General features: G+C 40.3%; 25 protein-coding genes and 1 tRNA gene. 15 read left to right on the top strand and 11 right to left on the bottom strand.

The window, feature by feature from the left end; genetic code table 11:
* Both KFO40_RS23555 and KFO40_RS23550 read left to right on the top strand, forming a co-directional pair.
* Positions 1–495 (top strand): hypothetical protein (locus tag KFO40_RS23555; protein WP_211146856.1); only part of this gene is annotated, 495 nt, incomplete at its 5' end.
* 157 nt (positions 496–652) lie between these two features.
* A complete protein-coding gene (locus tag KFO40_RS23550) occupies positions 653–1540 on the top strand; it encodes a DMT family transporter (RefSeq protein WP_074705488.1) in 888 nt (295 codons plus the stop codon).
* A gap of 51 nt (positions 1541–1591) precedes the next feature.
* On the opposite strand, the gene KFO40_RS23545 is transcribed toward KFO40_RS23550, so the two are convergent.
* Positions 1592–1665 (bottom strand) — tRNA-Thr (locus KFO40_RS23545).
* Positions 1666–1759: 94 nt separating this feature from the next.
* On the opposite strand from KFO40_RS23545, the gene KFO40_RS23540 reads away from it, so the two are divergent.
* Positions 1760–2362: a TlpA family protein disulfide reductase gene (locus tag KFO40_RS23540; protein ID WP_128859683.1), complete on the top strand. Its 603-nt coding sequence runs from the start codon at positions 1760–1762 to the stop codon at positions 2360–2362.
* 145 nt (positions 2363–2507) lie between these two features.
* On the opposite strand, the gene KFO40_RS23535 is transcribed toward KFO40_RS23540, so the two are convergent.
* A complete protein-coding gene (locus tag KFO40_RS23535; RefSeq protein WP_008025809.1) occupies positions 2508–3239 on the bottom strand; it encodes a class I SAM-dependent methyltransferase in 732 nt (243 codons plus the stop codon).
* 95 nt (positions 3240–3334) lie between these two features.
* On the opposite strand from KFO40_RS23535, the gene KFO40_RS23530 reads away from it, so the two are divergent.
* On the top strand, positions 3335–3520 hold the full coding sequence (locus tag KFO40_RS23530) for a hypothetical protein (RefSeq protein ID WP_004300779.1): 186 nt from the start codon (positions 3335–3337) through the stop codon (positions 3518–3520).
* Between the two features lie 178 nt (positions 3521–3698).
* Complete coding sequence (locus KFO40_RS25785) at positions 3699–3992, top strand: hypothetical protein (protein ID WP_225450386.1); 294 nt, start codon at positions 3699–3701, stop codon at positions 3990–3992.
* A 313-nt stretch (positions 3993–4305) separates the two neighbouring features.
* Here the strand turns inward: KFO40_RS25785 and KFO40_RS23520 are convergent, their stop codons facing one another.
* The 6 genes from KFO40_RS23520 to KFO40_RS23495 all read right to left on the bottom strand — a co-directional run bounded on the left by KFO40_RS23520 (position 4306) and on the right by KFO40_RS23495 (position 9115).
* On the bottom strand, positions 4306–4683 hold the full coding sequence (locus KFO40_RS23520) for a VOC family protein (RefSeq protein ID WP_008025806.1): 378 nt from the start codon (positions 4681–4683) through the stop codon (positions 4306–4308).
* Positions 4684–4697: 14 nt separating this feature from the next.
* Complete coding sequence (locus KFO40_RS23515) at positions 4698–5843, bottom strand: DUF4468 domain-containing protein (protein WP_004311362.1); 1146 nt, start codon at positions 5841–5843, stop codon at positions 4698–4700.
* 13 nt (positions 5844–5856) lie between these two features.
* Positions 5857–6588 carry an MBL fold metallo-hydrolase gene (locus KFO40_RS23510; protein ID WP_008644593.1) on the bottom strand — a complete coding sequence of 244 codons (732 nt, stop codon included), beginning with the start codon at positions 6586–6588 and terminating at the stop codon, positions 5857–5859.
* Between the two features lie 66 nt (positions 6589–6654).
* Positions 6655–7302: a pyridoxamine 5'-phosphate oxidase gene (gene pdxH / locus KFO40_RS23505; protein WP_008644594.1), complete on the bottom strand. Its 648-nt coding sequence runs from the start codon at positions 7300–7302 to the stop codon at positions 6655–6657.
* 43 nt (positions 7303–7345) lie between these two features.
* Positions 7346–8050: a pirin family protein gene (locus KFO40_RS23500; RefSeq protein ID WP_004314524.1), complete on the bottom strand. Its 705-nt coding sequence runs from the start codon at positions 8048–8050 to the stop codon at positions 7346–7348.
* Positions 8051–8113: 63 nt separating this feature from the next.
* Positions 8114–9115 (bottom strand): 2-hydroxyacid dehydrogenase, encoded by a 1002-nt coding sequence (locus tag KFO40_RS23495; RefSeq protein WP_134985668.1) that lies wholly within the window; start codon positions 9113–9115, stop codon positions 8114–8116.
* A gap of 208 nt (positions 9116–9323) precedes the next feature.
* Between KFO40_RS23495 and KFO40_RS23490 the strand changes: the two genes are divergently transcribed.
* Positions 9324–10766 carry an OmpP1/FadL family transporter gene (locus KFO40_RS23490; RefSeq protein WP_009041225.1) on the top strand — a complete coding sequence of 481 codons (1443 nt, stop codon included), beginning with the start codon at positions 9324–9326 and terminating at the stop codon, positions 10764–10766.
* 76 nt (positions 10767–10842) lie between these two features.
* Here KFO40_RS23490 and KFO40_RS23485 read toward each other — a convergent pair whose 3' ends face one another.
* Complete coding sequence (locus KFO40_RS23485; protein WP_008644596.1) at positions 10843–12132, bottom strand: DcaP family trimeric outer membrane transporter; 1290 nt, start codon at positions 12130–12132, stop codon at positions 10843–10845.
* 163 nt (positions 12133–12295) lie between these two features.
* On the opposite strand from KFO40_RS23485, the gene KFO40_RS23480 reads away from it, so the two are divergent.
* Positions 12296–12802 carry an RNA polymerase sigma factor gene (locus KFO40_RS23480; RefSeq protein WP_004314521.1) on the top strand — a complete coding sequence of 169 codons (507 nt, stop codon included), beginning with the start codon at positions 12296–12298 and terminating at the stop codon, positions 12800–12802.
* Between the two features lie 229 nt (positions 12803–13031).
* Here the strand turns inward: KFO40_RS23480 and KFO40_RS23475 are convergent, their stop codons facing one another.
* Positions 13032–14036 (bottom strand): virulence RhuM family protein, encoded by a 1005-nt coding sequence (locus KFO40_RS23475; protein ID WP_008644602.1) that lies wholly within the window; start codon positions 14034–14036, stop codon positions 13032–13034.
* Between the two features lie 232 nt (positions 14037–14268).
* Here KFO40_RS23475 and KFO40_RS23470 point away from each other — a divergent pair, with 232 nt between their 5' ends.
* The 6 genes from KFO40_RS23470 to KFO40_RS23445 all read left to right on the top strand — a co-directional run bounded on the left by KFO40_RS23470 (position 14269) and on the right by KFO40_RS23445 (position 18111).
* Entirely contained in the window at positions 14269–14949 is a 681-nt protein-coding gene (locus tag KFO40_RS23470; RefSeq protein ID WP_004311352.1) for a queuosine precursor transporter, read from the top strand.
* An 8-nt stretch (positions 14950–14957) separates the two neighbouring features.
* Positions 14958–15617 carry a 7-cyano-7-deazaguanine synthase QueC gene (queC, locus tag KFO40_RS23465; protein WP_117683707.1) on the top strand — a complete coding sequence of 220 codons (660 nt, stop codon included), beginning with the start codon at positions 14958–14960 and terminating at the stop codon, positions 15615–15617.
* Positions 15618–16204: 587 nt separating this feature from the next.
* A complete protein-coding gene (gene queF, locus KFO40_RS23460) occupies positions 16205–16660 on the top strand; it encodes a preQ(1) synthase (RefSeq protein ID WP_008644607.1) in 456 nt (151 codons plus the stop codon).
* A 37-nt stretch (positions 16661–16697) separates the two neighbouring features.
* Entirely contained in the window at positions 16698–17339 is a 642-nt protein-coding gene (locus KFO40_RS23455) for an HD domain-containing protein (protein WP_087323654.1), read from the top strand.
* Between the two features lie 77 nt (positions 17340–17416).
* Positions 17417–17716, top strand: a complete 300-nt coding sequence (locus KFO40_RS23450; protein ID WP_004311349.1) for a DUF6922 domain-containing protein — start codon at positions 17417–17419, stop codon at positions 17714–17716.
* Positions 17671–18111 (top strand): nucleotidyl transferase AbiEii/AbiGii toxin family protein, encoded by a 441-nt coding sequence (locus tag KFO40_RS23445; RefSeq protein ID WP_118407343.1) that lies wholly within the window; start codon positions 17671–17673, stop codon positions 18109–18111. Before KFO40_RS23450 ends, KFO40_RS23445 begins: the two co-directional genes overlap by 46 nt.
* A gap of 19 nt (positions 18112–18130) precedes the next feature.
* Here the strand turns inward: KFO40_RS23445 and rlmH are convergent, their stop codons facing one another.
* Positions 18131–18604, bottom strand: coding sequence for a 23S rRNA (pseudouridine(1915)-N(3))-methyltransferase RlmH (gene rlmH, locus KFO40_RS23440; RefSeq protein ID WP_004314516.1), 474 nt, complete (start codon positions 18602–18604; stop codon positions 18131–18133).
* Between the two features lie 127 nt (positions 18605–18731).
* Here rlmH and KFO40_RS23435 point away from each other — a divergent pair, with 127 nt between their 5' ends.
* The gene (locus KFO40_RS23435) at positions 18732–19124 is read left to right on the top strand and encodes a DUF4783 domain-containing protein (RefSeq protein WP_004311346.1); all 393 of its coding nucleotides are present in this window, start codon (positions 18732–18734) and stop codon (positions 19122–19124) included.
* Positions 19117–19965 (top strand): carboxylating nicotinate-nucleotide diphosphorylase, encoded by an 849-nt coding sequence (gene nadC, locus KFO40_RS23430; protein ID WP_004314515.1) that lies wholly within the window; start codon positions 19117–19119, stop codon positions 19963–19965. Before KFO40_RS23435 ends, nadC begins: the two co-directional genes overlap by 8 nt.
* Positions 19966–20009 lie beyond the last annotated feature (44 nt).

Here is a 20009-nt window from a genome sequence, read left to right as displayed (position 1 = left end):
ATTCGTGATGATAAAGGCAATAGAAAGACCATTGAAAAAGATATTTTTGGGAATATCACCATTCGTGATGATAAAGGCAATAGAAAGACCATTGAAGAGGATATTTTTGGGAATATTACTATTCGTGATGATAAAGGCAATAGAAAGACTATTGAAAAAGATATTTTTGGGAATATCACCATTCGTGATGATAAAGGTAATAGAAAGACTATCGAAGAGGATATTTTTGGAAATACCATCATTCGTGATGATAAGGGTAATAGAAAGACTATCGAAGAGGATATTTTTGGAAATACTATCATTCGAGACAATAAAGGTAATAGAAAGACGATTAAAAAAGATATCTTTGGAAATACCATTATCGAAGATGGCAAAGGCAATAGAACAACCATTAAAAAAGATATTTTGGGGAACGAAATAATTGAAAGTAGTGATGGTCATAGAAAAATTATCAAAAAGGATATTTTTGGAAATACAGTCATTGAGGATTATTAAAAGGTTATATTTATAAGGAGGAAATGTATCAGGCTTATCTTCTTGTACTGATTTAGGGGTTAGATCGATTAACTGATAATGTGAAATTAATGGTGATATTAAAGAAATATTTATGATCTTTGTACCCATGAATATCGGAAATTAGTTGAATAGATTGATGAATCGTATAAAAGGTATACTTTATGCAGCGGTGTCTTCCTCTACTTTTGGACTGGCTCCGTTCTTTTCCCTCACTTTATTGTTGGCAGGTTTTTCAGCTTTCGAAGTGCTTTCCTATCGTTGGGGAGTGGCGACAATTGCGTTGACTCTGTTCGGATGGTGTTCAGGATGTAGTTTTCGATTGGAAAAGAAGGATTTTTTAGTTGTTCTTTTATTAAGTTTGTTGAGGGCAGTTACTTCATTCAGTTTGCTTATAGCATATCAGAATATAGCTACCGGGGTGGCGTCAACCATTCATTTTATGTATCCGTTGGCGGTATCTCTAGTTATGATGTACTTCTTTCAGGAAAAGAAATCCCTTTGGGTGATGTTTGCGGTCTTCATGTCCTTGTTAGGAGCGGCCTTGCTTTCATCGGGGGAACTGGAGGCGAAAAATGGTGATACGATAGTCGGACTGGTAGCAGCTTGTGTTTCTGTGTTTTCCTATGCGGGGTATATTGTTGGTGTACGAATGACATGCGCTGTTCGAATCAATTCCACTGTACTGACTTGTTATGTTATGGGGTTAGGAACCGTTCTTTATTTTATAGGTGCTCTGACTACTTCCGGGCTTCGGCTGGTAGCTGACGGTTATACCTGGTTGATTATTTTGGGACTTGCATTACCGGCTACAGCCATTTCTAATATAACATTGGTACGAGCTATTAAATATGCAGGGCCTACGCTGACATCTATTTTAGGTGCGATGGAACCATTGACAGCTGTGGTGATAGGAGTTTTTGTGTTTAAAGAACTATTTACTCTGAATAGCGCTATTGGGATTATTTTAATTCTGTTGGCTGTGAGTGTGGTAATATTTCGTAAACAAAAAAATGAAAGAGTATAAATAAAAAAAATGCTGTTTTACCTGATCGGATAAACAACATTTTTATAGGAGAGCCTCTTGTCGGATTCGAACCAACGACCCCGAGATTACAAATCACGTGCTCTGGCCAACTGAGCTAAAGAGGCGTTTTTCTTTTGCGGGTGCAAAGGTATGAATTTCTTTTAAAAATGCAAATACATCGCATACTTTTTTTATATTTGCAAAGTTACCAATGATTAGATGAAAATGAAAATTATGAATGTATGTGGTATGGCGATTTTAGCCATAGGTATATGGGCTTGTTCCGGACAGAAAAAGGGGACGGCAAATGTAGAAGTTGCAACAGATAGTGTAGAAGTAGCTGCAGATACTATATCTGTTCAGGCAGATAGTACAGGATATATTGTTCGGGTAGGAGAGATGGCTCCGGACTTTACGATTACCCTGACAGATGGTAAACAAGTGAGTCTATCTTCCCTTCGTGGTAAGGTTGTCATGTTGCAGTTTACTGCAAGTTGGTGTGGAGTTTGTCGTAAAGAAATGCCATTTATTGAGAAGGATATTTGGTTAAAGCATAAAAATAATGCAGACTTTGCTTTAATTGGCATTGACCGTGACGAACCACTTGATAAAGTATTGGCTTTTGCTAAATCTACCGGAGTGACTTATCCGTTAGGACTGGATCCGGGAGCTGATATTTTTGCGAAATATGCATTGCGTGAATCCGGAATAACAAGAAATGTGTTAGTTGATAAGGAAGGAAGAATTGTAAAACTGACTCGTTTGTATAATGAAGAAGAGTTTGCTTCTCTTGTACAGAAGATTAATGAGATGCTGAAATGAAAGAAAGCCTTCATTAGGCGTATCTGACGGAGCATTTATGAGCATATAAAAATAGTGACGCTATCCTGATGTGATGGCGTCACTATTTAGGTTATATAGTGACGCTATCCGGAACGCATACCGTCACTATATAATAATGAGCTTTTCAAGCAATACTAAGTTTGACTAGGTAATCGTAATGTTTTCCTTCTTTCACTAGTTCTGCCTTAAAACCACATTCGGAAGCGTATAAACTAAGAGTCTGGAAATCTAGATATAACCAGTCGAATGTGTCTCCTTTTACATCTTTATATTGCATTTGGAAGTCAATCTCTCCATAATAATCTCCGGCCAGATCGATGACTATGCTGCCGTCTTCTTCTTCAAAAAGATAGCGCAAATCGCTGGAATCCATGAGTATGCATCCGCCGGGACGGAGAATACGTTTCATTCGTTGGAAGAATCCGGGCATATTATTCAGTCTTCCGATAATTCCGGAACCATTCATAAGCATCAGGATCGTGTCGAATGTTTCGGTAAATGTTTCGTCAAAAAGGTTGATGAGGCGCGGATCGTTCACTCCGCGTTGTTGCATCACTTCGACGGATAACGGAGAAATATCAATGGCACACACTTCTTTTCCCATTTCCTGAAGTGCCAGTGCATGGCATCCGCTTCCGGCACCTACATCCAATATTCGTCCTGTAGCCATTTGTAGGGCGGTACGCTCTAATATAGGCATAGACTGTATACTACGGAACAATTCTTTGACGGGAATTTCATCTTCTTCGAATTGGGAAGAGAATACCCGCAAACGATCAGCTCTGTGATGGTTGAAATAATCAGAAATAGCGGCTCCCATCGGGTCCTTTTCTGCAGAAAGAGTTGTTGTTGCCATTGGTGGTTACGATTGTTAACTCTGCAAAGATAAATAAATCCGCAGAAAAGGGTTATCTTTGCCGTCGGAAATGTTGAATACTAATAAATGATTATATGAGTATAGAAGAAGCAATCATGGGTGGAATCGTTTTTAAAGGTAAGAAAGATAAGCCCAAAGAAGAGGAAAAAGTGAAGACGAAAGCGAAAAAAGCGACGTATATTCGTGGACAGCATGGTTCGGGTGCAGCGAAGATGAAAGCAGATATCCGGAAGAAGAGAGCTAGCCGTCATAAGAAATAAAAGTATGGTTATAAATATAATAATTTGTGTAGTATCTGTTGTACTTATGTTGCGGGGTGCTTTTCTAATTCTGAAAATGGGACTCTTGTGGATGCTTCATTGCAGGATAATAAAATCGTATGACAGGAAAACACATGGAAAGGTAGTGGATATAGAGACACAGGTAAAGTCTGATGGTATGAATATTACTGATGTATGTATACCAAAAATAAAATATAAATTGGAGGGAGAAGACGAGAAGTGTTGCCAATTTCTTCCTTCTAATCTAAAGAGTGGAGAGGAAAATAACATTTATCTTTATCCAAAACAGTATCATATAGATGATAAGGTTACCATATTGTATGATAAAGGTAAGGCGAATGATATGTTTGTGTTGCCCAGAATGCAACTAATGAGGCTGCTTGTTAACCAATTTGTTCCTGGTTGTTTTTTTATACTGGCGGCAATTTTAGGATTATGCTTTGTTTTTTAGAAACAGCATAGGCTGTCCGAAAAGCCTTAGAGGAATATTATAGAGTAGTACAATAATAGTAGAGTCAAATCAAGGTTAAAAGGGAAGAGCCCGATGCAAAACCGGACTCTTTATCAATCTTGTTAATTTTTGGAGACATTTGTTGAATATCTCTGCTTAGAAATACAAAAAAAGGCAACTAACTCGCAGTGAATTAGTTGCCTTATCTTTTTTATTTATTAAATGTCCCTTTTTAATCTGTTTAGCTTTTTGGGCCACTCCAAATTGTAGTAAGGGTGATTTTTCTTTTTAGGGACTTTTGGAACGACCTCTCTTACTTTTGTGGAAGTACCTCAATCCAGTAATCGTCCGGGTCATTGATGAAATAAAGCCCCATGGCCGTGTTCTCAAAACATACACAATTCATTTCTTTGTGATAAGCTCTGATTGCATCGTAATCGCCGGCTACACGAAAGCAGAGATGGCTTTCGTTTTCCCCCAGTTCGTATGGAGCAGTATGATCTTTCAACCACGTCAATTCCAGCAAGAAACCTGTTTCGTTATCAGTCAGGTAGACTAACGTGAACGAGCCGTCGGATGCTTCCTTCCGATGATGTTCTTTTAAGCCGAGTGCTTTTTCATAAAAAGCGATACTCCGCTCCAGATTAGTGACGTTGATATTAAAATGGTCAAATTTACTTTTTATTTCCATTGTTGCGATTTTCTTTATTTTTTCATTAAGAGCTTCACGATTTCTCCAACATACGTGCGCGGTTGTCCGGCTTGCGGAGTTGTCTGTGAAGGCATTTTCTTACATTCGATAACAGCCGAAGGTGTTGTTTGGTTTGGAGCGTACAATTTTAATGTATAGCTATCTGCCTTTTCTATTGCATCGTAAGCTTGATCGGGTGAAAGTGTGCAATAGGCAACTGCTTTTCCTGATTGATAACCAAGTGCGCCACCAGCATTTGCAGTCATATTGGTCATGTTGAACTCATCTTTTCCGATGCTGATTACTAATTTTCCGCTTCCCATCAAAGCATATACTTCACCCGGGATTTGTTTCAAATCAATTTCTATATAACCCGGCATATCAGCGGAAGCCTTGCCTGCAGGAGTAGCAGGAGTGAGAGTTGCAGCAGGAACAGTGGTTTGAGCAGGTTCGCCAGTTGTCACTTTTATATCAGTCTTTTTATCTGCGCCACCAATGACAATCGGACCTGCGGCTGCAACGATTGATGGAGTTTTTTGCTCTTCTTCTTTCTTCTTTTTCTCTGTTTTCGGACGGGTGTCAGGTGCTCCGAAAGCTACCGCTACATCCATGAATATATCATCGGCGAAGTCTACAGTTTTTCTACGCCATTTGGCCAAGCCACGTACTAATTTAGTCTTAGCTTTATTGAGCGCATATTTATCAGTAATCCATTCTTCGGCTTTATATTTTTCTGTTTCACGATAAGTAAAACGGATTTTTTCAAGCTCTACCAGGCAGTTTCCGGGTTTGCAGGTAACGGTAATCTGATAGTTAACTAATGTACGGTCTAATGACAGGGCACTGGAATGGAAAACAATCCATTCTTCTCCAATACCGGCAATTGTTCCTTTTACTTCGTCGGAGAAAACAATGCGGCTGTCGGTGTTTTTATTCTCTTTCAGACGTTCATCCATCCACTTTGTCATTGTGTCGTAGATTTGTGCCTGACTCATTCCGGGAATCTGGAACTCTTTGGAAAATACTACTTTACCTTCTACTTCAGGAACAGCTCCTGCAAGGTACCTGGTGTCATCTTTCTTCTCTTTTGCAGAATCTGCCTTCATTGCCATCGGCAATGCGAGAAACATAGTAAGAAACAGAATCGTAAATTTATTCATAATTATAATGTGTTTATTTGGTAATCTCAAAACTTTCGCCCCGACGGGTGATGCTGATAAAACGGCATCCTGCATTTTCTGCAAAACTACGAAGCGCATTTCCTCCTTCATAATCTTCACTGAAGTGCATGGGCACAAATATAGTAGTTTTTATTTGTTCGATGAACTGTTTTGCCCCTTTCATGTAATCTTTTCCCATTCTCCGATCCACCGGGAATAGCACTAGATCGATGTTAGGCACTTTTTCTTTTAAATATTTAACTTCTGCAAGGAAATCACCATTGGCTTTTCGTATCTCTTCTTCGGTCGATTCTTCACTCCAGTGCCAGTTGTTCAAGTCGCCGGCATGGAAGATACTCCAATCTTGTAAGTGAAGAAGGAACGAACTGCCGACATCTGTCGATCCGAAGGCGTCGATGCGGATCGTGTCGTCTTCGTATGTTTCTCCTTTTTTAATATAGAAAGCATCTTCGGCTTTGGCACGATGGGACTTCAGAATATCTTTGGAGAAGATGTATTGAATGTCGGGGCGTTGCTCTTTCCAAGTCAATATTTCACGGTTAAAGTGATCGGGATGGAAATGAGTAGCCAATACGTACAGTTTACCCGGCCTTTGCAGGAGATAATCATGCACGATTCCCCGGTTGTGTTCCGTTTCGGAAGAATCTTTGTAGTAATCGATGATAATGGTTACACCTTCCATTTCGATGGCGAACCCGCTGTGATAAATATAATTCAGTGTCATAGCTGACTATTTTATAGTTGCAATATTACGTATTCTCGTTGGAGTTGCCAAGAAAAATCGACGAAATCAAGGAGCAAGACGACTGATTTTCCATTCACCGTCCGGTTGTAGGGTGTATAGAAAGCGGTCGTGCAGTCGGTTGGGGCGTCCTTGCCAGAATTCAATCCTTGTAGGTGTGACGGCATATCCGCCCCAATTATCAGGTCTTTCCACTTCTTTTCCAATCCATCGGGCGGCTTCTCTGACGAAGGATCGTATCAATTGCATTCTGCTTGCTATCGGTTGACTTTGCGGAGAAATTCGTGCGCCAATCCGGCTTTTATAAGGACGCTTCTGGAAGTATTCATCCGATTCTTCCGGTGAAACTTTCGTCGCTATTCCTTCTATATGTATTTGTCTTTCGAGAGCGTGCCAGACAAAAGAGAGGGAGATAGATGGGTTTTGTGTCAATTGTTTGCCTTTGCGGCTTTCGTAATTGGTATAAAAGATAAATTTTCCATCATGGAGTCCTTTTAACAATACTGTACGTGTGGACGGTCTCCCTTTGGGGGATACAGTTCCTACAATGACCGCAGTCGGTTCGTCCACCTCTGCGTCAATCGCTTCTTGCAGCCAACGACTGAAAAGCGAAAGCGGGTCGCCGGGAAGTTCACTTTCCCGCAACCCGCCTTTCGTATATTCCTGTCGGATATCTGCTATGTTTAATTTCGCCATAAGATTATCTGGCAGCTTTAGTTTATTATTTTTAATGATGATATCACATAGGTACTTCTATTAATAGAATATGTGAGTCTTTCAATGTCTCCAGTTCAACGCTGTTCGTATCGTAAACACCCATGCCGTCACGACGTTTCAGAACTTCACCGTCTACTACTATTTCTCCTTCAATGAGGAAGATATAGACGCCTGCATGACTTTGATGCATGTGATAACCTAATTTCTTTCCGGCTTCTACTTTGCCGATGGAGAACCAGGTATCTTGCAAAAGGGAAGCAGGTGTGCTACCGTCGGGAGATACGATGACTGCCAGTTCGTTCGGACGCTCCAGTTCTGCAATGCTGAAATCCTGATAAACGGGACGGGTATTCCGTTCTCTCGGCATAATCCAAATCTGCAGGAATTCCACCGGTTCTACCGGACTTGCATTTACTTCACTATGGAAGATTCCTGTTCCCGCACTCATTGTCTGAATTTCTCCGACAGTAATAATGCGGCTGTTCTTCTTGCTGTCTCCATGTTGCAGATGTCCTTTCAGAGGAATGGAAATGATTTCCATATTTTTATGCGGGTGAGTCTGAAAACCTTGTCCGGGCGCAACCTTATCATCATTTAATACGCGAAGAGCACCAAAATTGATACGATCGGAGTCGAAGTACTCGTCAAAACTGAAAGTGTGATAACTATCCAGCCAATCATACTGGGAATGTCCTCTTGTATCTGCTTTATGTATTACTTTTTTCATAAAAACTGTCCTTTCTCTTATTTGTTTATATGTTTGGTAAACAAAGAAAGCAGCTTAAAAGTTTTATTTCTTCACTTCATTTAATAAAGGCTTATGATTGATAAAATCTTTTATGTTTTGCAGGGTGGTTGCGGCAATATTCTCCATTGCTTCATGTGTGAAAAAAGCTTGATGAGAAGTGACGATTACATTGTTGAACGAGAGCAAACGGGCGAGTACATCATCGTCGATAATGCGGTCGGATTGATCTTCATAAAAGTATTCGCTTTCTTCCTCGTATACGTCCAGTCCTGCGGAACCTATTTTCTTGTTTTTCAACCCTTCAATCAGCGCATTGGTATGAATCAATTGCCCGCGACCGGTATTGATAATCATTACTCCGTCTTTCATTTTGCTGATAGAGTAGTCGTTTATCAGGTATTTGGTCTCTTCAGTGAGCGGACAGTGTAAGGAGATAATATCCGAATTGTGGTATAGTTCGTCCAGTGAAGTATAAACAATTTGTTCTTGACGGGCGAAGTTGTAGTCCGGATAGAGGTCGTAAGCCAGTACGTTCATTCCGAACCCTTTTAAGATGTGAATCAGTATTTTTGCTATTTTCCCAGTGCCGATGATACCTGCTGTTTTCCCGTGCATATCGAATCCCATCAGACCATGCAGGGAGAAATTACCGTCTTTGGTACGCCAGGAGGCGCGGGGTATTTTGCGGTTTAGCGATAGCATAAGTGCTACCGTGTATTCTGCAACAGCATAGGGAGAATAAGCGGGAACCCGCACTACGGTGATTCCGGCAGCGGCGGCAGCATTTAAATCTACATTATTAAATCCGGCACAGCGTAATGCCAGTAGTTTCACTCCGTTTGCCGCCATCACACGGATTACTTCTGCGTCGGCAACGTCGTTCACAAAGATACAGACTGCATCCATTCCTTGTGTCAGTAGTACGTTGTTTTTATTCAGATGTCCTTTGTAATAGCGTATTTCAAATCCAAACTCTTTGTTTTTGTCATTGAAAGAGGACTCGTCATAAGGCTTTGTGCCGAAAAATGCAATTGTATAGGCCATAATAGTATTCTATAATTATATAGTATTAAACATCGGAACAGGTGGATTTGTTTGCTTTCTGTACAGTAGTAAATATAGATTGTTTCATTAGAAACAGTTTGTTTTTTCAATTAAAATGGGCAGGTAAATGAAAAAAAATGCACAAACATATCTCTCGTGTGCAATAATATCGTATCTTTGCGCCCGAAATAATTAAAAAAAGATTTAGATGAGAAAAATTTCGTTGATTGGTCTTGCAATGTTGATCGTTTCAATTCCAACTTTTGCCGGAGATTATCTAACCAATACGAATCAGAATGCTGCTTTCTTGCGCATGATAGCCCGCGGCGCTTCCATTGATGTTGATGGAGTTTATAGTAATCCTGCCGGACTGGCATTTCTTCCCAAAGATGGTCTTCAAGTAGCGCTTACTATTCAAAGTGCATATCAGACTCGTGATATAGCTGCTACAAGTCCTTTATGGACTATGGATGGACAGACCACTGTGCGTAATTATGAAGGAAAAGCTTCTGCTCCCGTTATTCCTTCCATACATGCTGTATATAAAAAAGGTGACTGGGCATTTTCCGGTAGCTTTGCTATTGTTGGTGGTGGCGGAAAAGCTTCTTTTGATAATGGTTTGCCTATGTTTGATGCTGCTGCTATTAGTTTGGCAACTTCTGCGAGTGGGGGAATACTGAAACCTAATATGTACAATATTAATTCAGCTATGGAAGGTCGTCAGTATATTTACGGTTTCCAGTTAGGAGCAAGTTATAAGATTAATAAGCATTTTTCTGTTTTTGCCGGTGCTCGTATGAATTATTTTACAGGCGGGTATAAAGGTTATTTGAATATTGCTTTGAAAGATGGTGTGGCTCAACAATTAGGTGCTGCCATGGTACAACAAATCATGGCTGCTAATCCTGGTATGAGCTTGGAACAAGCAACTCAGGCAGCACAGGCGCAATCAGGACCTTTGCTTCAAAAACTTGATAATACAAAGATTGAGCTTGATTGTGACCAGACAGGTTGGGGGTTGACGCCTATTATTGGTGTAGATGCTAAATTTGGCAAATTGAATTTGGCGGCGAAGTATGAATTCAAAGCTAATATGAATATTGAGAATGATACGCATACGCGTGAGTTTCCAGATGCAGCGGCGGATTTTATGGCACCTTATGCGAATGGTGTGAATACACCAAGTGACCTTCCTTCTATGCTTTCTGTTGCAGCAAGTTATGAGTTTTTGCCTTCACTTCGGGCTTCAGTAGAATATCACTTCTTTGATGATAAGAATGCTGGTATGGCAGATGGCAAACAGAAAACATTGAAACATGGTACACACGAGTATTTGGCTGGTGTTGAGTGGGATATTAACAAATTATTCACTGTTAGTGGAGGTTATCAGAAAACAGACTACGGTTTGAGCGACGCTTTCCAATCAGATACAAGTTTTTCTTGTGACTCTTATTCAGTAGGTTTTGGAGGTCGTATCAATTTTACTCAGGCATTGAGCCTTGATGTAGCTTATTTCTGGACTACATATAGTGATTACACTAAAGAAAAACCACGTGGTTTAGAGGCAACATCGATGGCATCATTAGTGGATAAAGACGTTTACAGCCGTACTAATAAAGTATTTGGTGTGAGCGTGAACTATAAGTTCTAAATTTCTAGTCCTTTATATATAGAAAAGCCGTCTCGAACATGGTGTTGAGACGGCTTTTTTGTTTTATTATGTCAGTTTAGAAAGAATACTGCACCAGCATATTCAACCGGTTGGCATGGCGGGTTGCGGAACTGAAATCAGTGCGCCATCCTCTCAAATATTCAACGCCGACTTGCAGATTGCTGCTTACATTCCAGAAAGCATTGGCTACCAGATATTGTCCTTTACGATAGGATTCGGGATTCTCACTAGGGTATCCATTTTCAGAATAAAGTCTGGACAGACTGTATGTTCCGGATATAAAGATGCTCGGGCAAAGATTGTATTGCAATCCTGCATACCATCCCAGCATCGGAAGAACTTGCATTTTTCCTTCCTTGTCGGGATCGGGGACGATATCTACGTTCAGGTTGCTTAAATCATTCAGGTAGGAACCGATACCTTTTCCATAATTAAATTGTCCGTATGCCTGCAATTTCTTGGTAATATTGAAGGTTGTAGAGGCTTGCAGACCGAAGCCGGTAGCAGAATAGGCTTTTTCATGCACATTGCTCGAATAAGTCATGCTGCGGATAATGGCTCCTAATTTAATATGGCTGTTGCTGTTCCAGTTGTACTGTACGGAAGTGGCAAAGTCAGGCATCCGTTGGGTGTTGATAGACAAATCATTATTGGTTGTTCCGTCTACTGAAGGCATTTCCATAGAAACACCAAACTTCCAGTTTTTCAACTTATCACACATATAGCTTAATTGCGTAGTGCGGTAAAAGGCTGATCCGTTAGGACCTGCAAAGTCGATAGTTGGAGGCAGTGCGGAGAGGTCCATGAACGAACCATAGCTGTACCCGATGGTGAAACCGAGGAATTGTGCGTAAGCGTTTTGTAATTCAAAGGTCTTTCCATCGCCACGGAAGTTTCCGGCAGTGTAAACTACGAAGTCTCCCAAATGTTTGGTACGTCCTACCAATTTGAGGAACAGGGTGGAAGTGGTGATGTCCATCTGGAATTGGTTCTTTGCAAAATTGCCGCTTCCGCGTTGTGGTATCAATGCCGGATAGAAATCTACATCATTAACGATACCGTTAAAATCATACTCTGCCGTTGCACGAACGTATCCTCCGATACCGAGGGCGAATTTCCCTTTCTGGTCAGTGAGCAGGAAGCGGGGAGCATTGGGGTCGTGAAAACGCATCTGTGAACGGTCGTTCATGATTCGGATGATTTCATCTCCTGCTTTGTTCTTCGAGACAAACATGATTGAGTTGGGTTCTTCATCTTCGATGATTACCTTCTTTTGTGCATGGGCACAGAGGGGGAAAATTCCTATCCCCAGTAGCATAGCTACCATTTTAAAGCTTGTTTTCATTATGAGTTAAGTTTTAGGTGAATGCCCAATCAACAACTAAAAAAAGAAATGGTTGAGAGGGGCAAAGGAAAAATTGCCAAACTAATCGGAAGAATTGCTATTTATAATGATTCTAAAAAAGCGGATCTTTGTACCGTACTAATTAGATAAAAGAAATACGACGATGGAAAAAGTAGATTTTACGAAAGGAATATTAGCGATACAACCGGATTTGCATCGCTTCGCATATAAATTGACGGCAGATCGCGAATCTGCCAATGATTTGGTTCAGGATTGTTTGTTGCAGGCATTGGATAATCAGGAGAAGTTTACGTATAGCAAAAATCTGAAAGGATGGATGTATACGCTTATGCGTAATATTTTCGTGAATAACTATCGTCGTACAGTTCGCGAAATGAACTTGATTGATGATAGTTACTCCATCAATCAACAACATCTGATAGAAGATGAGGATGCTGACAGATTCGAATTTACATACGATATGAAACAGTTGTATAGGGTGATACATTCCATACCGGAAGAGATGAAAGTGCCTTTTCAGATGTTTGTAGCTGGATTTAAATATAGAGAAATTGCCGAGAAATTAGGATTGCCGATGGGAACGGTGAAGAGCCGTTTGTTTTTCATCCGTAAACGGTTGAAAGAGGAATTGAAAGATTTCTCCTCCTGATGCGCCTTTTTAATTGAGTGATGTGTTTTAAGGTCAAAGTGATGAGCTTTCCTGTCAGAATACGACGCTGATGGGAAGGCTCTTTTTTATTGTCAATCCAGTATTTCCTGTACTCTGTGTTTAGCCTTTTGGACAGTTGCTTGTGCGGTATGGGCTGCGTCTATAGCTTTTTCTTTCACTGTAGTCGTCTGAAAAGGATTGTTCATAGAGAGTTTTCATTTTTTTTTAGTCATCCTTTCTTTTTAGTTTTATGATTCAGTGTTTTGATACTGTTGAGGTAGGCTTGTTCTACGGGTGAAAGCGTGCGTACTTCCCACTTGCGATATTCTGTTTCAGCTTTATCCATAGCTTGTTCATGACTTATCATACCGGCATCCATCAATAGAACTTCTCCCGTAGAAGACAGTATGGCATCCAGATGTTTGATGTAATCGTTCATGTACATTGGACGGTGCTTGATAGCTTGTACTTCGGCAAAATCAAAATATCCGGAGACAAGGTTGTTCAGCACTTTGAGTTCTTCTGCGCTCAAGTAGTTCTTGGCTATCTTTGCATCGCGCAATGTCGGATGGTCGCCTTTAAAGGAAGTTAGTCCCATCATGTGTTGGTCGGCATCGGCTCGTTCATAAATAACTTCTGCAGCTGTATGTCCGTGGGCTGCAAAGTGTAGCTTATTCTGAACAATCTTGAAGAATTCAATAGATTGTTTGGCGTGGGGATCGTAATCTACGGCAGTAGCATAGATATCAAGCACTTGTCTATACATCACCTTTTCAGACGATCGGATGTCACGGATGCGGTCGAGTAACTCTTTCCAATAATAGCCTCCTCCCAGCTGCTTCAATCGTTCATCGTCTATGGTGAAGCCTTTGATGATATATTCTTTAAGGCGTGCCGTTGCCCATTGACGGAAGTGTGTGGCTTGAATTGAATTTATTCGGTAGCCTAAAGATATTATCATATCAAGATTGTAGTGAGGAATTTCTCTTTCAACCATGCGCGCTCCTTCTTGTCGAACCTGTCGGATTTTCCGACAGGTTGATTCTTCAACAAGTTCACCATCTTCATAAATGTGCTTAATATGTTCTACCACATTTGTTCGAGACGTTTGGTAAAGGTCGGCCATTTGCTGTTGGGATAGCCATACGGTATCTTCGTCCATCTGCACTTCTATGTGTGTCTGCCCGTCTTCACTTTGGTAGATGATGATATTGCTTTTATTTTCTTTTGCCATGATTTAGATATCGTTTCTTTAAATATAGTTTATAAGTTTAATCTTTGATACAAACATTAAGCTCTGTATTTGGCAAAGTTATGTCTTTTCAATGAAATGTATGTCAATCATCGGATTTCTTTTGCTTTTTCATAGTTTTTCCTATACCTTTGCAGCGCAAAAGAATAAAAAGACATTTGATGCCGTGAATAGCGGTCGTGTATTCTAGAACACCACGTAAAAAACAGGAATTATGAAAGAAAAAGTATCTGTACCCTTTATGCTGCTGGGTATCCTTTTTAACGTTTGCCTTATTGCAGCCAATCTTCTTGAAACGAAAGTAATCCAGATCGGTAGTTTGACCGTAACAGCCGGATTATTGGTTTTTCCTATTTCTTATATTATAAATGACTGTATCGCCGAGGTTTGGGGATTCAAGAAAGCGCGCCTTATCATTTGGAGTGGTTTTGCTATGAACTTCTTTGTGGTCGCTCTTGGGTTGATAGCTGTTGCCATTCCTGCTGCTCCTTTTTGGGAAGGTGAAGAGCACTTTGATTTTGTGTTCGGTATGGCTCCTCGTATTGTGGCTGCCAGTCTGATGGCCTTTTTGGTAGGCTCGTTTCTTAATGCATATGTGATGAGTAAAATGAAAGTAGCCAGTCAGGGACGTAACTTTTCAGCCCGTGCCATTTGGTCGACTGTGGTGGGTGAGACTGCCGATTCATTGATTTTCTTCCCGGTAGCTTTTGGAGGTGTCATTGCTTGGAAAGAACTGCTTATCATGATGGGGATTCAGATTGTATTGAAATCCTTGTATGAGGTGATGATCCTCCCGGTGACGATCCGTGTGGTGAAAGCAATCAAGAAAATAGACGGTAGTGATGTTTACGACACGGACATCTCTTATAATGTATTGAAAGTCAAAGATATTTAATATAGAATATGAATAGAAAAGCAGCATTGGTTGTGTTTAGTGGTGGGCAGGATTCTACCACTTGCCTGTTTTGGGCAAAACGCAATTTTAAGAAAGTATATGCCTTGAGTTTTCTGTATGGTCAGAAGCATCAGAAAGAAGTGGAACTTGCGCGGGAGATAGCCCGGAAAGCGGAAGTGGAATTTGATGTGATGGATGTTTCCTTCATCGGACAGCTAGGCCATAATTCATTGACCGATACCACCATGGTGATGGATCAGGAAAAGCCGGCAGATAGTGTTCCCAATACATTTGTTCCGGGACGTAACCTGTTCTTTTTGAGTATTGCGGCTGTGTATGCCCGTGAACGTGGTATTAATCATTTGGTAACGGGAGTTTCCCAAACGGATTTCAGCGGTTATCCCGATTGTAGGGATGCGTTTATCAAGTCTCTCAATGTGACTCTCAATTTGGCTATGGATGAACAGTTTGTAATTCATACTCCTTTGATGTGGATTGATAAAGCAGAGACATGGGCGTTGGCCGACAAACTGGGAGTACTGGAACTGATTCGCACCGAGACTTTGACATGCTATAATGGTGTTCAAGGAGATGGCTGCGGACATTGCCCGGCTTGTACGTTACGACGGGAAGGATTGGAGAAGTATTTAAAAAGTAAGAATCAATAATATCTCTACATAGAGATTAAAATGCATTTTCTTGCTGTCATCTGTCACATTGTTGTTGTTAAACAGTTGATTATAAAATAAATAGTTTGTGACAGCAAGTGGTGACAGCAACAAAACTTGATATTTTGCCGTCACATCTATTGTCACCGGTAAGTTTCAATTAATAGAAGATAGTAGCTTCTGCCTGGAATGTATTGGCTTAGTTTAGTTTCAGCAGCTTGAAACTAAAGTTCCAACGGTAGGAAACTAGAGTTTCAACGGTGGGAAACTAAAGTTTCTGTTACTTGAAACTATTAGTTCCAAGGCGTGAAACACTTGGTTCCTCGGTGTGAAACACTTTGTTTCTCTACGGGAAACTCTTTGTTTCAGGTAATGAAACAAACTGTAACAAGTAAGCTGCGGATAAAGCAACCGTGGGTTAAGAGTTGATGGTGATAGGTGATAGGTGATAGATGCGGTGATAGGTTGTAAAACGAATCTTTCACCACTGAAACATCGATGAATAGAGTGTTTAAGATTGGTCGGTGATAGGTGAAAGAGGAAATGTGTTTTTTTATCTAGAATAGGGGTTGTAGTTAACGAGTACAATGACAGAATTAAAAGACCAACTTTCTTTATTAGGAAGAAAGACCGAGTATAAGCAAGATTATGCTCCTGAAGTATTGGAAGCTTTTGATAATAAGCATCCTGAAAATGATTATTGGGTACGTTTTAACTGCCCGGAATTTACAAGTCTGTGTCCTATCACGGGGCAACCGGATTTTGCTGAAATACGTATCAGCTATATTCCTGATATAAAAATGGTAGAAAGCAAAAGTTTGAAACTATACCTTTTCAGTTTCCGCAGTCATGGTGCTTTTCATGAGGACTGCGTAAATATCATTATGAAGGATCTTATAAAACTAATGAATCCCAAATATATTGAAGTAACAGGTATCTTTACTCCTCGTGGCGGTATTTCTATCTATCCATACGCCAATTATGGTCGTCCGGGAACAAAGTTCGAACAGATGGCAGAACATCGTTTGATGAATCGGGAATAATATAAATAAAAGAATTTACTAGCTAAAAAGATCGAATATGACTCATCATGTGCCTGCTGAATTGCAAAACTATGTTCGGCAAAGTATTATTCCTCAATACGCTAACTTTGATAAAGCGCATCAAATTGACCATGTAGAAAAGGTAATTGAGGAAAGTCTGAAATTAGCGACGTATTATGAAGTCGATTATTCGATGGTTTATGTCATTGCTGCTTATCATGACCTGGGGTTGTATGAAGGACGTGAATTTCATCATATAACCTCCGGCAAAGTATTGTTAGCCGACGAAACTTTGCGGCGTTGGTTTACGGATGAACAGCTGTTGCAGATGAAAGAGGCGATAGAAGATCATCGGGCTTCTAATAAACAGGCTCCCAGAACAATCTATGGAATGATTGTTGCCGAGGCTGACCGAATTATTGATCCCGAAGTTACTTTACGCCGTACCGTACAATATGGGCTGTCTCATTATCCGGAGATGGATAAAGAAGAGCAATATGCCCGTTTTCGGAAACATCTAACTGAAAAATATGCAGAAGGAGGGTATCTGACGTTATGGATACCCCAATCGGATAATGCCGGACGGTTGGCAGAACTTCGTCAACTAATTGCGGATGAAAAAAAACTTTGTAGAGTTTTTAATAAAATCTATGAAGAAGAGAATAATACAGTTTTGTGAAATATAGCTATTAGCTTGCGTTCGATTCATTTTTTATTTTTATCTTTGTCATATTAAGGATTGCAATACGATAGACAATGGAAGAATATATTACTCGATTTTCAACATATCTTTTTTGGGATGTCAATAAAGATGATTTGGATATGGAGAAGCATTCACAATATATAATAAAGAGAGTGCTTGAATATGGTATGTTGCAAGATTGGAATATTGTAAAACAATATTATGGACTTGGGAGGATCGTCGAAATAGCTAAAGGGTTTCGTGAATTGGAGCCTCGGGCTTTAGCTTATCTTTCTGCCATTTCACAAACTCCTAAAGAACAATTTAGATGTTACACTTATCAACGGTCGAATCCACAACACTGGAACTTTTAAAAAAGTTGCAACAGTTACCTGTACTTTGTAATACTCGTCTAGTCGGTGGTACTGCATTAGCTTTGCAATTAGGACATCGAAAGTCGGTCGATTTGGATTTTTTTGGTCAGATTAATGTAGATTCTCAAGATTTGAAGGAAGCTTTGCGAACACTTGGGACACTGACTATCTTAAATGATTCTAAGAATATACACATTTACGTATTGAATGAGGTTAAAATAGATATCGTGAACTATACTTATCCTTGGCTTGCTCAAAAATATCCTGACTCATCTTCTTTTATGGCTATGAAAAGTTTAGCTTATTTTGAAGATGCGGAGGAGGAACCAATGCCTTATATGTTTGTGGATGTATCTTGGGATGAAATTAAAAAGTCTATTTTGTCTCGTTTATAATAGTATATGAGATAAGTTACTATTCATGATGATACGGCCCTCCATTCAATATCGTCATTGCCCGATAAATCTGCTCCACGAATATCAACCGAATCATTTGATGAGAAAAAGTCATCTTCGACATTGAAATCTTTTCGTGTGCTGCCTGATACACTTTTTCTGAAAAGCCATAAGGACCTCCGATAATGAACACCAATCGTTTGTTTACCGTATTCATTTTCCGTTTCATATATTCGGCAAACTCAAGAGAGCGCATTTCTTTTCCGTGTTCATCGAGCAGCACCACGACGTCTCCCGGTTGAAGAGCTTTCAGTATCAGTTCTCCTTCCTTTTCTTTCTGTACTTCCATTGAAAGACTCTTGGTGTTTTTCAGTTCGGGAATCACTTCCATATCAAAAGTGATATAGCGTTTGGTGCGCTGGATATAGTCGTTGATGGCAGTGATATAGTGTTGTTCTACGGTTCGTCCTACGACGAGCAGGGTTGTTTTCATGTCTCTATAATTCTGATTATTGCACAAAAATAGGCATTTTTTATGTTATTCTGCAATTAATGCTTACCTTTGCCTATCATTAGTTGAAAGTTTAAGCCTTTAAACTTCAACTTAAAAGCTTGTAATTATGAAAAAACGAGTGCTCGTAGGAATGACCGCATTGCTTCTTTCCCTCTCGTTGCTAATGGCGCAAGAGATACCGGCAGGAGTGATTACGGCATTTAAAAGAGGAAGCTCGCAAGAGCTAAGTAAGTATATGGGGGACAAGGTAAACCTGGTGCTCCAAGGTCGCTCGACAAACGTTGACAAACAGAAAGCAACAGCTGCGATGCAGGAATTCTTTACGGAGAATAAAGTCAGCGGATTTAATGTGAACCATCAGGGAAAACGGGACGAATCAAGTTTCGTTATCGGCACGTTGGCTACTACTAATGGGAACTTTCGTGTGAACTGCTTCCTGAAGAAAGTGCAGAATCAATATTTAATACATCAAATAAGAATTGACAAGATCAATGAATAAGGAAAAAGAACTGATCGACAAGTTGATCGATCTTGCTTTTGCAGAAGATATAGGTGATGGCGATCATACCACCCTTTCATGTATTCCCGCTACGGCAATGGGAAAATCAAAATTGCTTATCAAAGAAGCCGGTGTACTGGCAGGTATCGAAGTTGCCAAAGAAATTTTCAATCGCTTCGACCCCACTATGAAAGTGGAAGTGTTTATCAACGATGGAACAGAAGTGAAACCGGGCGACGTAGCAATGGTAGTGGAAGGAAAAGTGCAATCTTTGCTTCAGACCGAACGCCTGATGTTGAACGTGATGCAGCGTATGAGCGGCATCGCAACCATGACCCGCAAATATGCAAAGGTATTGGAAGGAACAAATACCCGTGTGCTCGACACCCGTAAGACAACTCCCGGTATGCGCATCCTCGAAAAAATGGCAGTGAAAATCGGTGGTGGAGTAAACCATCGTATTGGTTTGTTCGATATGATTCTTCTGAAAGACAACCACGTAGACTTTGCCGGAGGTATCGACAAAGCTATCACTCGCGCTAAAGAATATTGCAAGGAAAAAGGCAAAGACCTAAAAATAGAAATAGAAGTCCGCAGCTTCGACGAACTGCAACAAGTTCTTGACCTCGGCGGAGTGGATCGTATCATGTTTGATAACTTCACTCCCGAAATGACTAAGAAAGCAGTGGAGATGGTAGCAGGCAAATACGAAACCGAATCTTCGGGCGGCATTACTTTTGATACCCTCCGTGACTATGCCGAATGTGGCGTAGACTTCATCTCGGTAGGGGCTTTGACTCATTCAGTGAAAGGACTGGATATGAGTTTCAAAGCGTGCTGATTTTTTTTCACCACAGAGGACGCAGAGTACACAGAGGTTTTAAA

The sequence above is a fragment of the Bacteroides sp. 1001302B_160321_D4 genome, from assembly GCF_015667765.1.
Classification (GTDB): Bacteria; Bacteroidota; Bacteroidia; order Bacteroidales; family Bacteroidaceae; genus Bacteroides; species Bacteroides xylanisolvens.
The sequence above is the reverse complement of the archived record's forward strand: the minus strand, read 5'-3'. Positions and strand labels throughout refer to the sequence as shown.

Bases quoted from the DNA above. Each gene is read 5' to 3' on its own strand.
- KFO40_RS23550 (WP_074705488.1), top strand. From the start codon at position 653: ATGAATCGTATAAAAGGTATACTTTATGCAGCGGTGTCTTCCTCTACT.
- KFO40_RS23540 (WP_128859683.1), top strand. From the start codon at position 1,760: ATGAAAATGAAAATTATGAATGTATGTGGTATGGCGATTTTAGCCATA.
- KFO40_RS23535 (WP_008025809.1), bottom strand. From the start codon at position 3,239: ATGGCAACAACAACTCTTTCTGCAGAAAAGGACCCGATGGGAGCCGCT.
- KFO40_RS23530 (WP_004300779.1), top strand. From the start codon at position 3,335: ATGAGTATAGAAGAAGCAATCATGGGTGGAATCGTTTTTAAAGGTAAG.
- KFO40_RS25785 (WP_225450386.1), top strand. From the start codon at position 3,699: ATGAATATTACTGATGTATGTATACCAAAAATAAAATATAAATTGGAG.
- KFO40_RS23520 (WP_008025806.1), bottom strand. From the start codon at position 4,683: ATGGAAATAAAAAGTAAATTTGACCATTTTAATATCAACGTCACTAAT.
- KFO40_RS23515 (WP_004311362.1), bottom strand. From the start codon at position 5,843: ATGAATAAATTTACGATTCTGTTTCTTACTATGTTTCTCGCATTGCCG.
- KFO40_RS23510 (WP_008644593.1), bottom strand. From the start codon at position 6,588: ATGACACTGAATTATATTTATCACAGCGGGTTCGCCATCGAAATGGAA.
- pdxH (WP_008644594.1), bottom strand. From the start codon at position 7,302: ATGGCGAAATTAAACATAGCAGATATCCGACAGGAATATACGAAAGGC.
- KFO40_RS23500 (WP_004314524.1), bottom strand. From the start codon at position 8,050: ATGAAAAAAGTAATACATAAAGCAGATACAAGAGGACATTCCCAGTAT.
- KFO40_RS23495 (WP_134985668.1), bottom strand. From the start codon at position 9,115: ATGGCCTATACAATTGCATTTTTCGGCACAAAGCCTTATGACGAGTCC.
- KFO40_RS23490 (WP_009041225.1), top strand. From the start codon at position 9,324: ATGAGAAAAATTTCGTTGATTGGTCTTGCAATGTTGATCGTTTCAATT.
- KFO40_RS23485 (WP_008644596.1), bottom strand. From the start codon at position 12,132: ATGAAAACAAGCTTTAAAATGGTAGCTATGCTACTGGGGATAGGAATT.
- KFO40_RS23480 (WP_004314521.1), top strand. From the start codon at position 12,296: ATGGAAAAAGTAGATTTTACGAAAGGAATATTAGCGATACAACCGGAT.
- KFO40_RS23475 (WP_008644602.1), bottom strand. From the start codon at position 14,036: ATGGCAAAAGAAAATAAAAGCAATATCATCATCTACCAAAGTGAAGAC.
- KFO40_RS23470 (WP_004311352.1), top strand. From the start codon at position 14,269: ATGAAAGAAAAAGTATCTGTACCCTTTATGCTGCTGGGTATCCTTTTT.
- queC (WP_117683707.1), top strand. From the start codon at position 14,958: ATGAATAGAAAAGCAGCATTGGTTGTGTTTAGTGGTGGGCAGGATTCT.
- queF (WP_008644607.1), top strand. From the start codon at position 16,205: ATGACAGAATTAAAAGACCAACTTTCTTTATTAGGAAGAAAGACCGAG.
- KFO40_RS23455 (WP_087323654.1), top strand. From the start codon at position 16,698: ATGACTCATCATGTGCCTGCTGAATTGCAAAACTATGTTCGGCAAAGT.
- KFO40_RS23450 (WP_004311349.1), top strand. From the start codon at position 17,417: ATGGAAGAATATATTACTCGATTTTCAACATATCTTTTTTGGGATGTC.
- KFO40_RS23445 (WP_118407343.1), top strand. From the start codon at position 17,671: ATGTTACACTTATCAACGGTCGAATCCACAACACTGGAACTTTTAAAA.
- rlmH (WP_004314516.1), bottom strand. From the start codon at position 18,604: ATGAAAACAACCCTGCTCGTCGTAGGACGAACCGTAGAACAACACTAT.
- KFO40_RS23435 (WP_004311346.1), top strand. From the start codon at position 18,732: ATGAAAAAACGAGTGCTCGTAGGAATGACCGCATTGCTTCTTTCCCTC.
- nadC (WP_004314515.1), top strand. From the start codon at position 19,117: ATGAATAAGGAAAAAGAACTGATCGACAAGTTGATCGATCTTGCTTTT.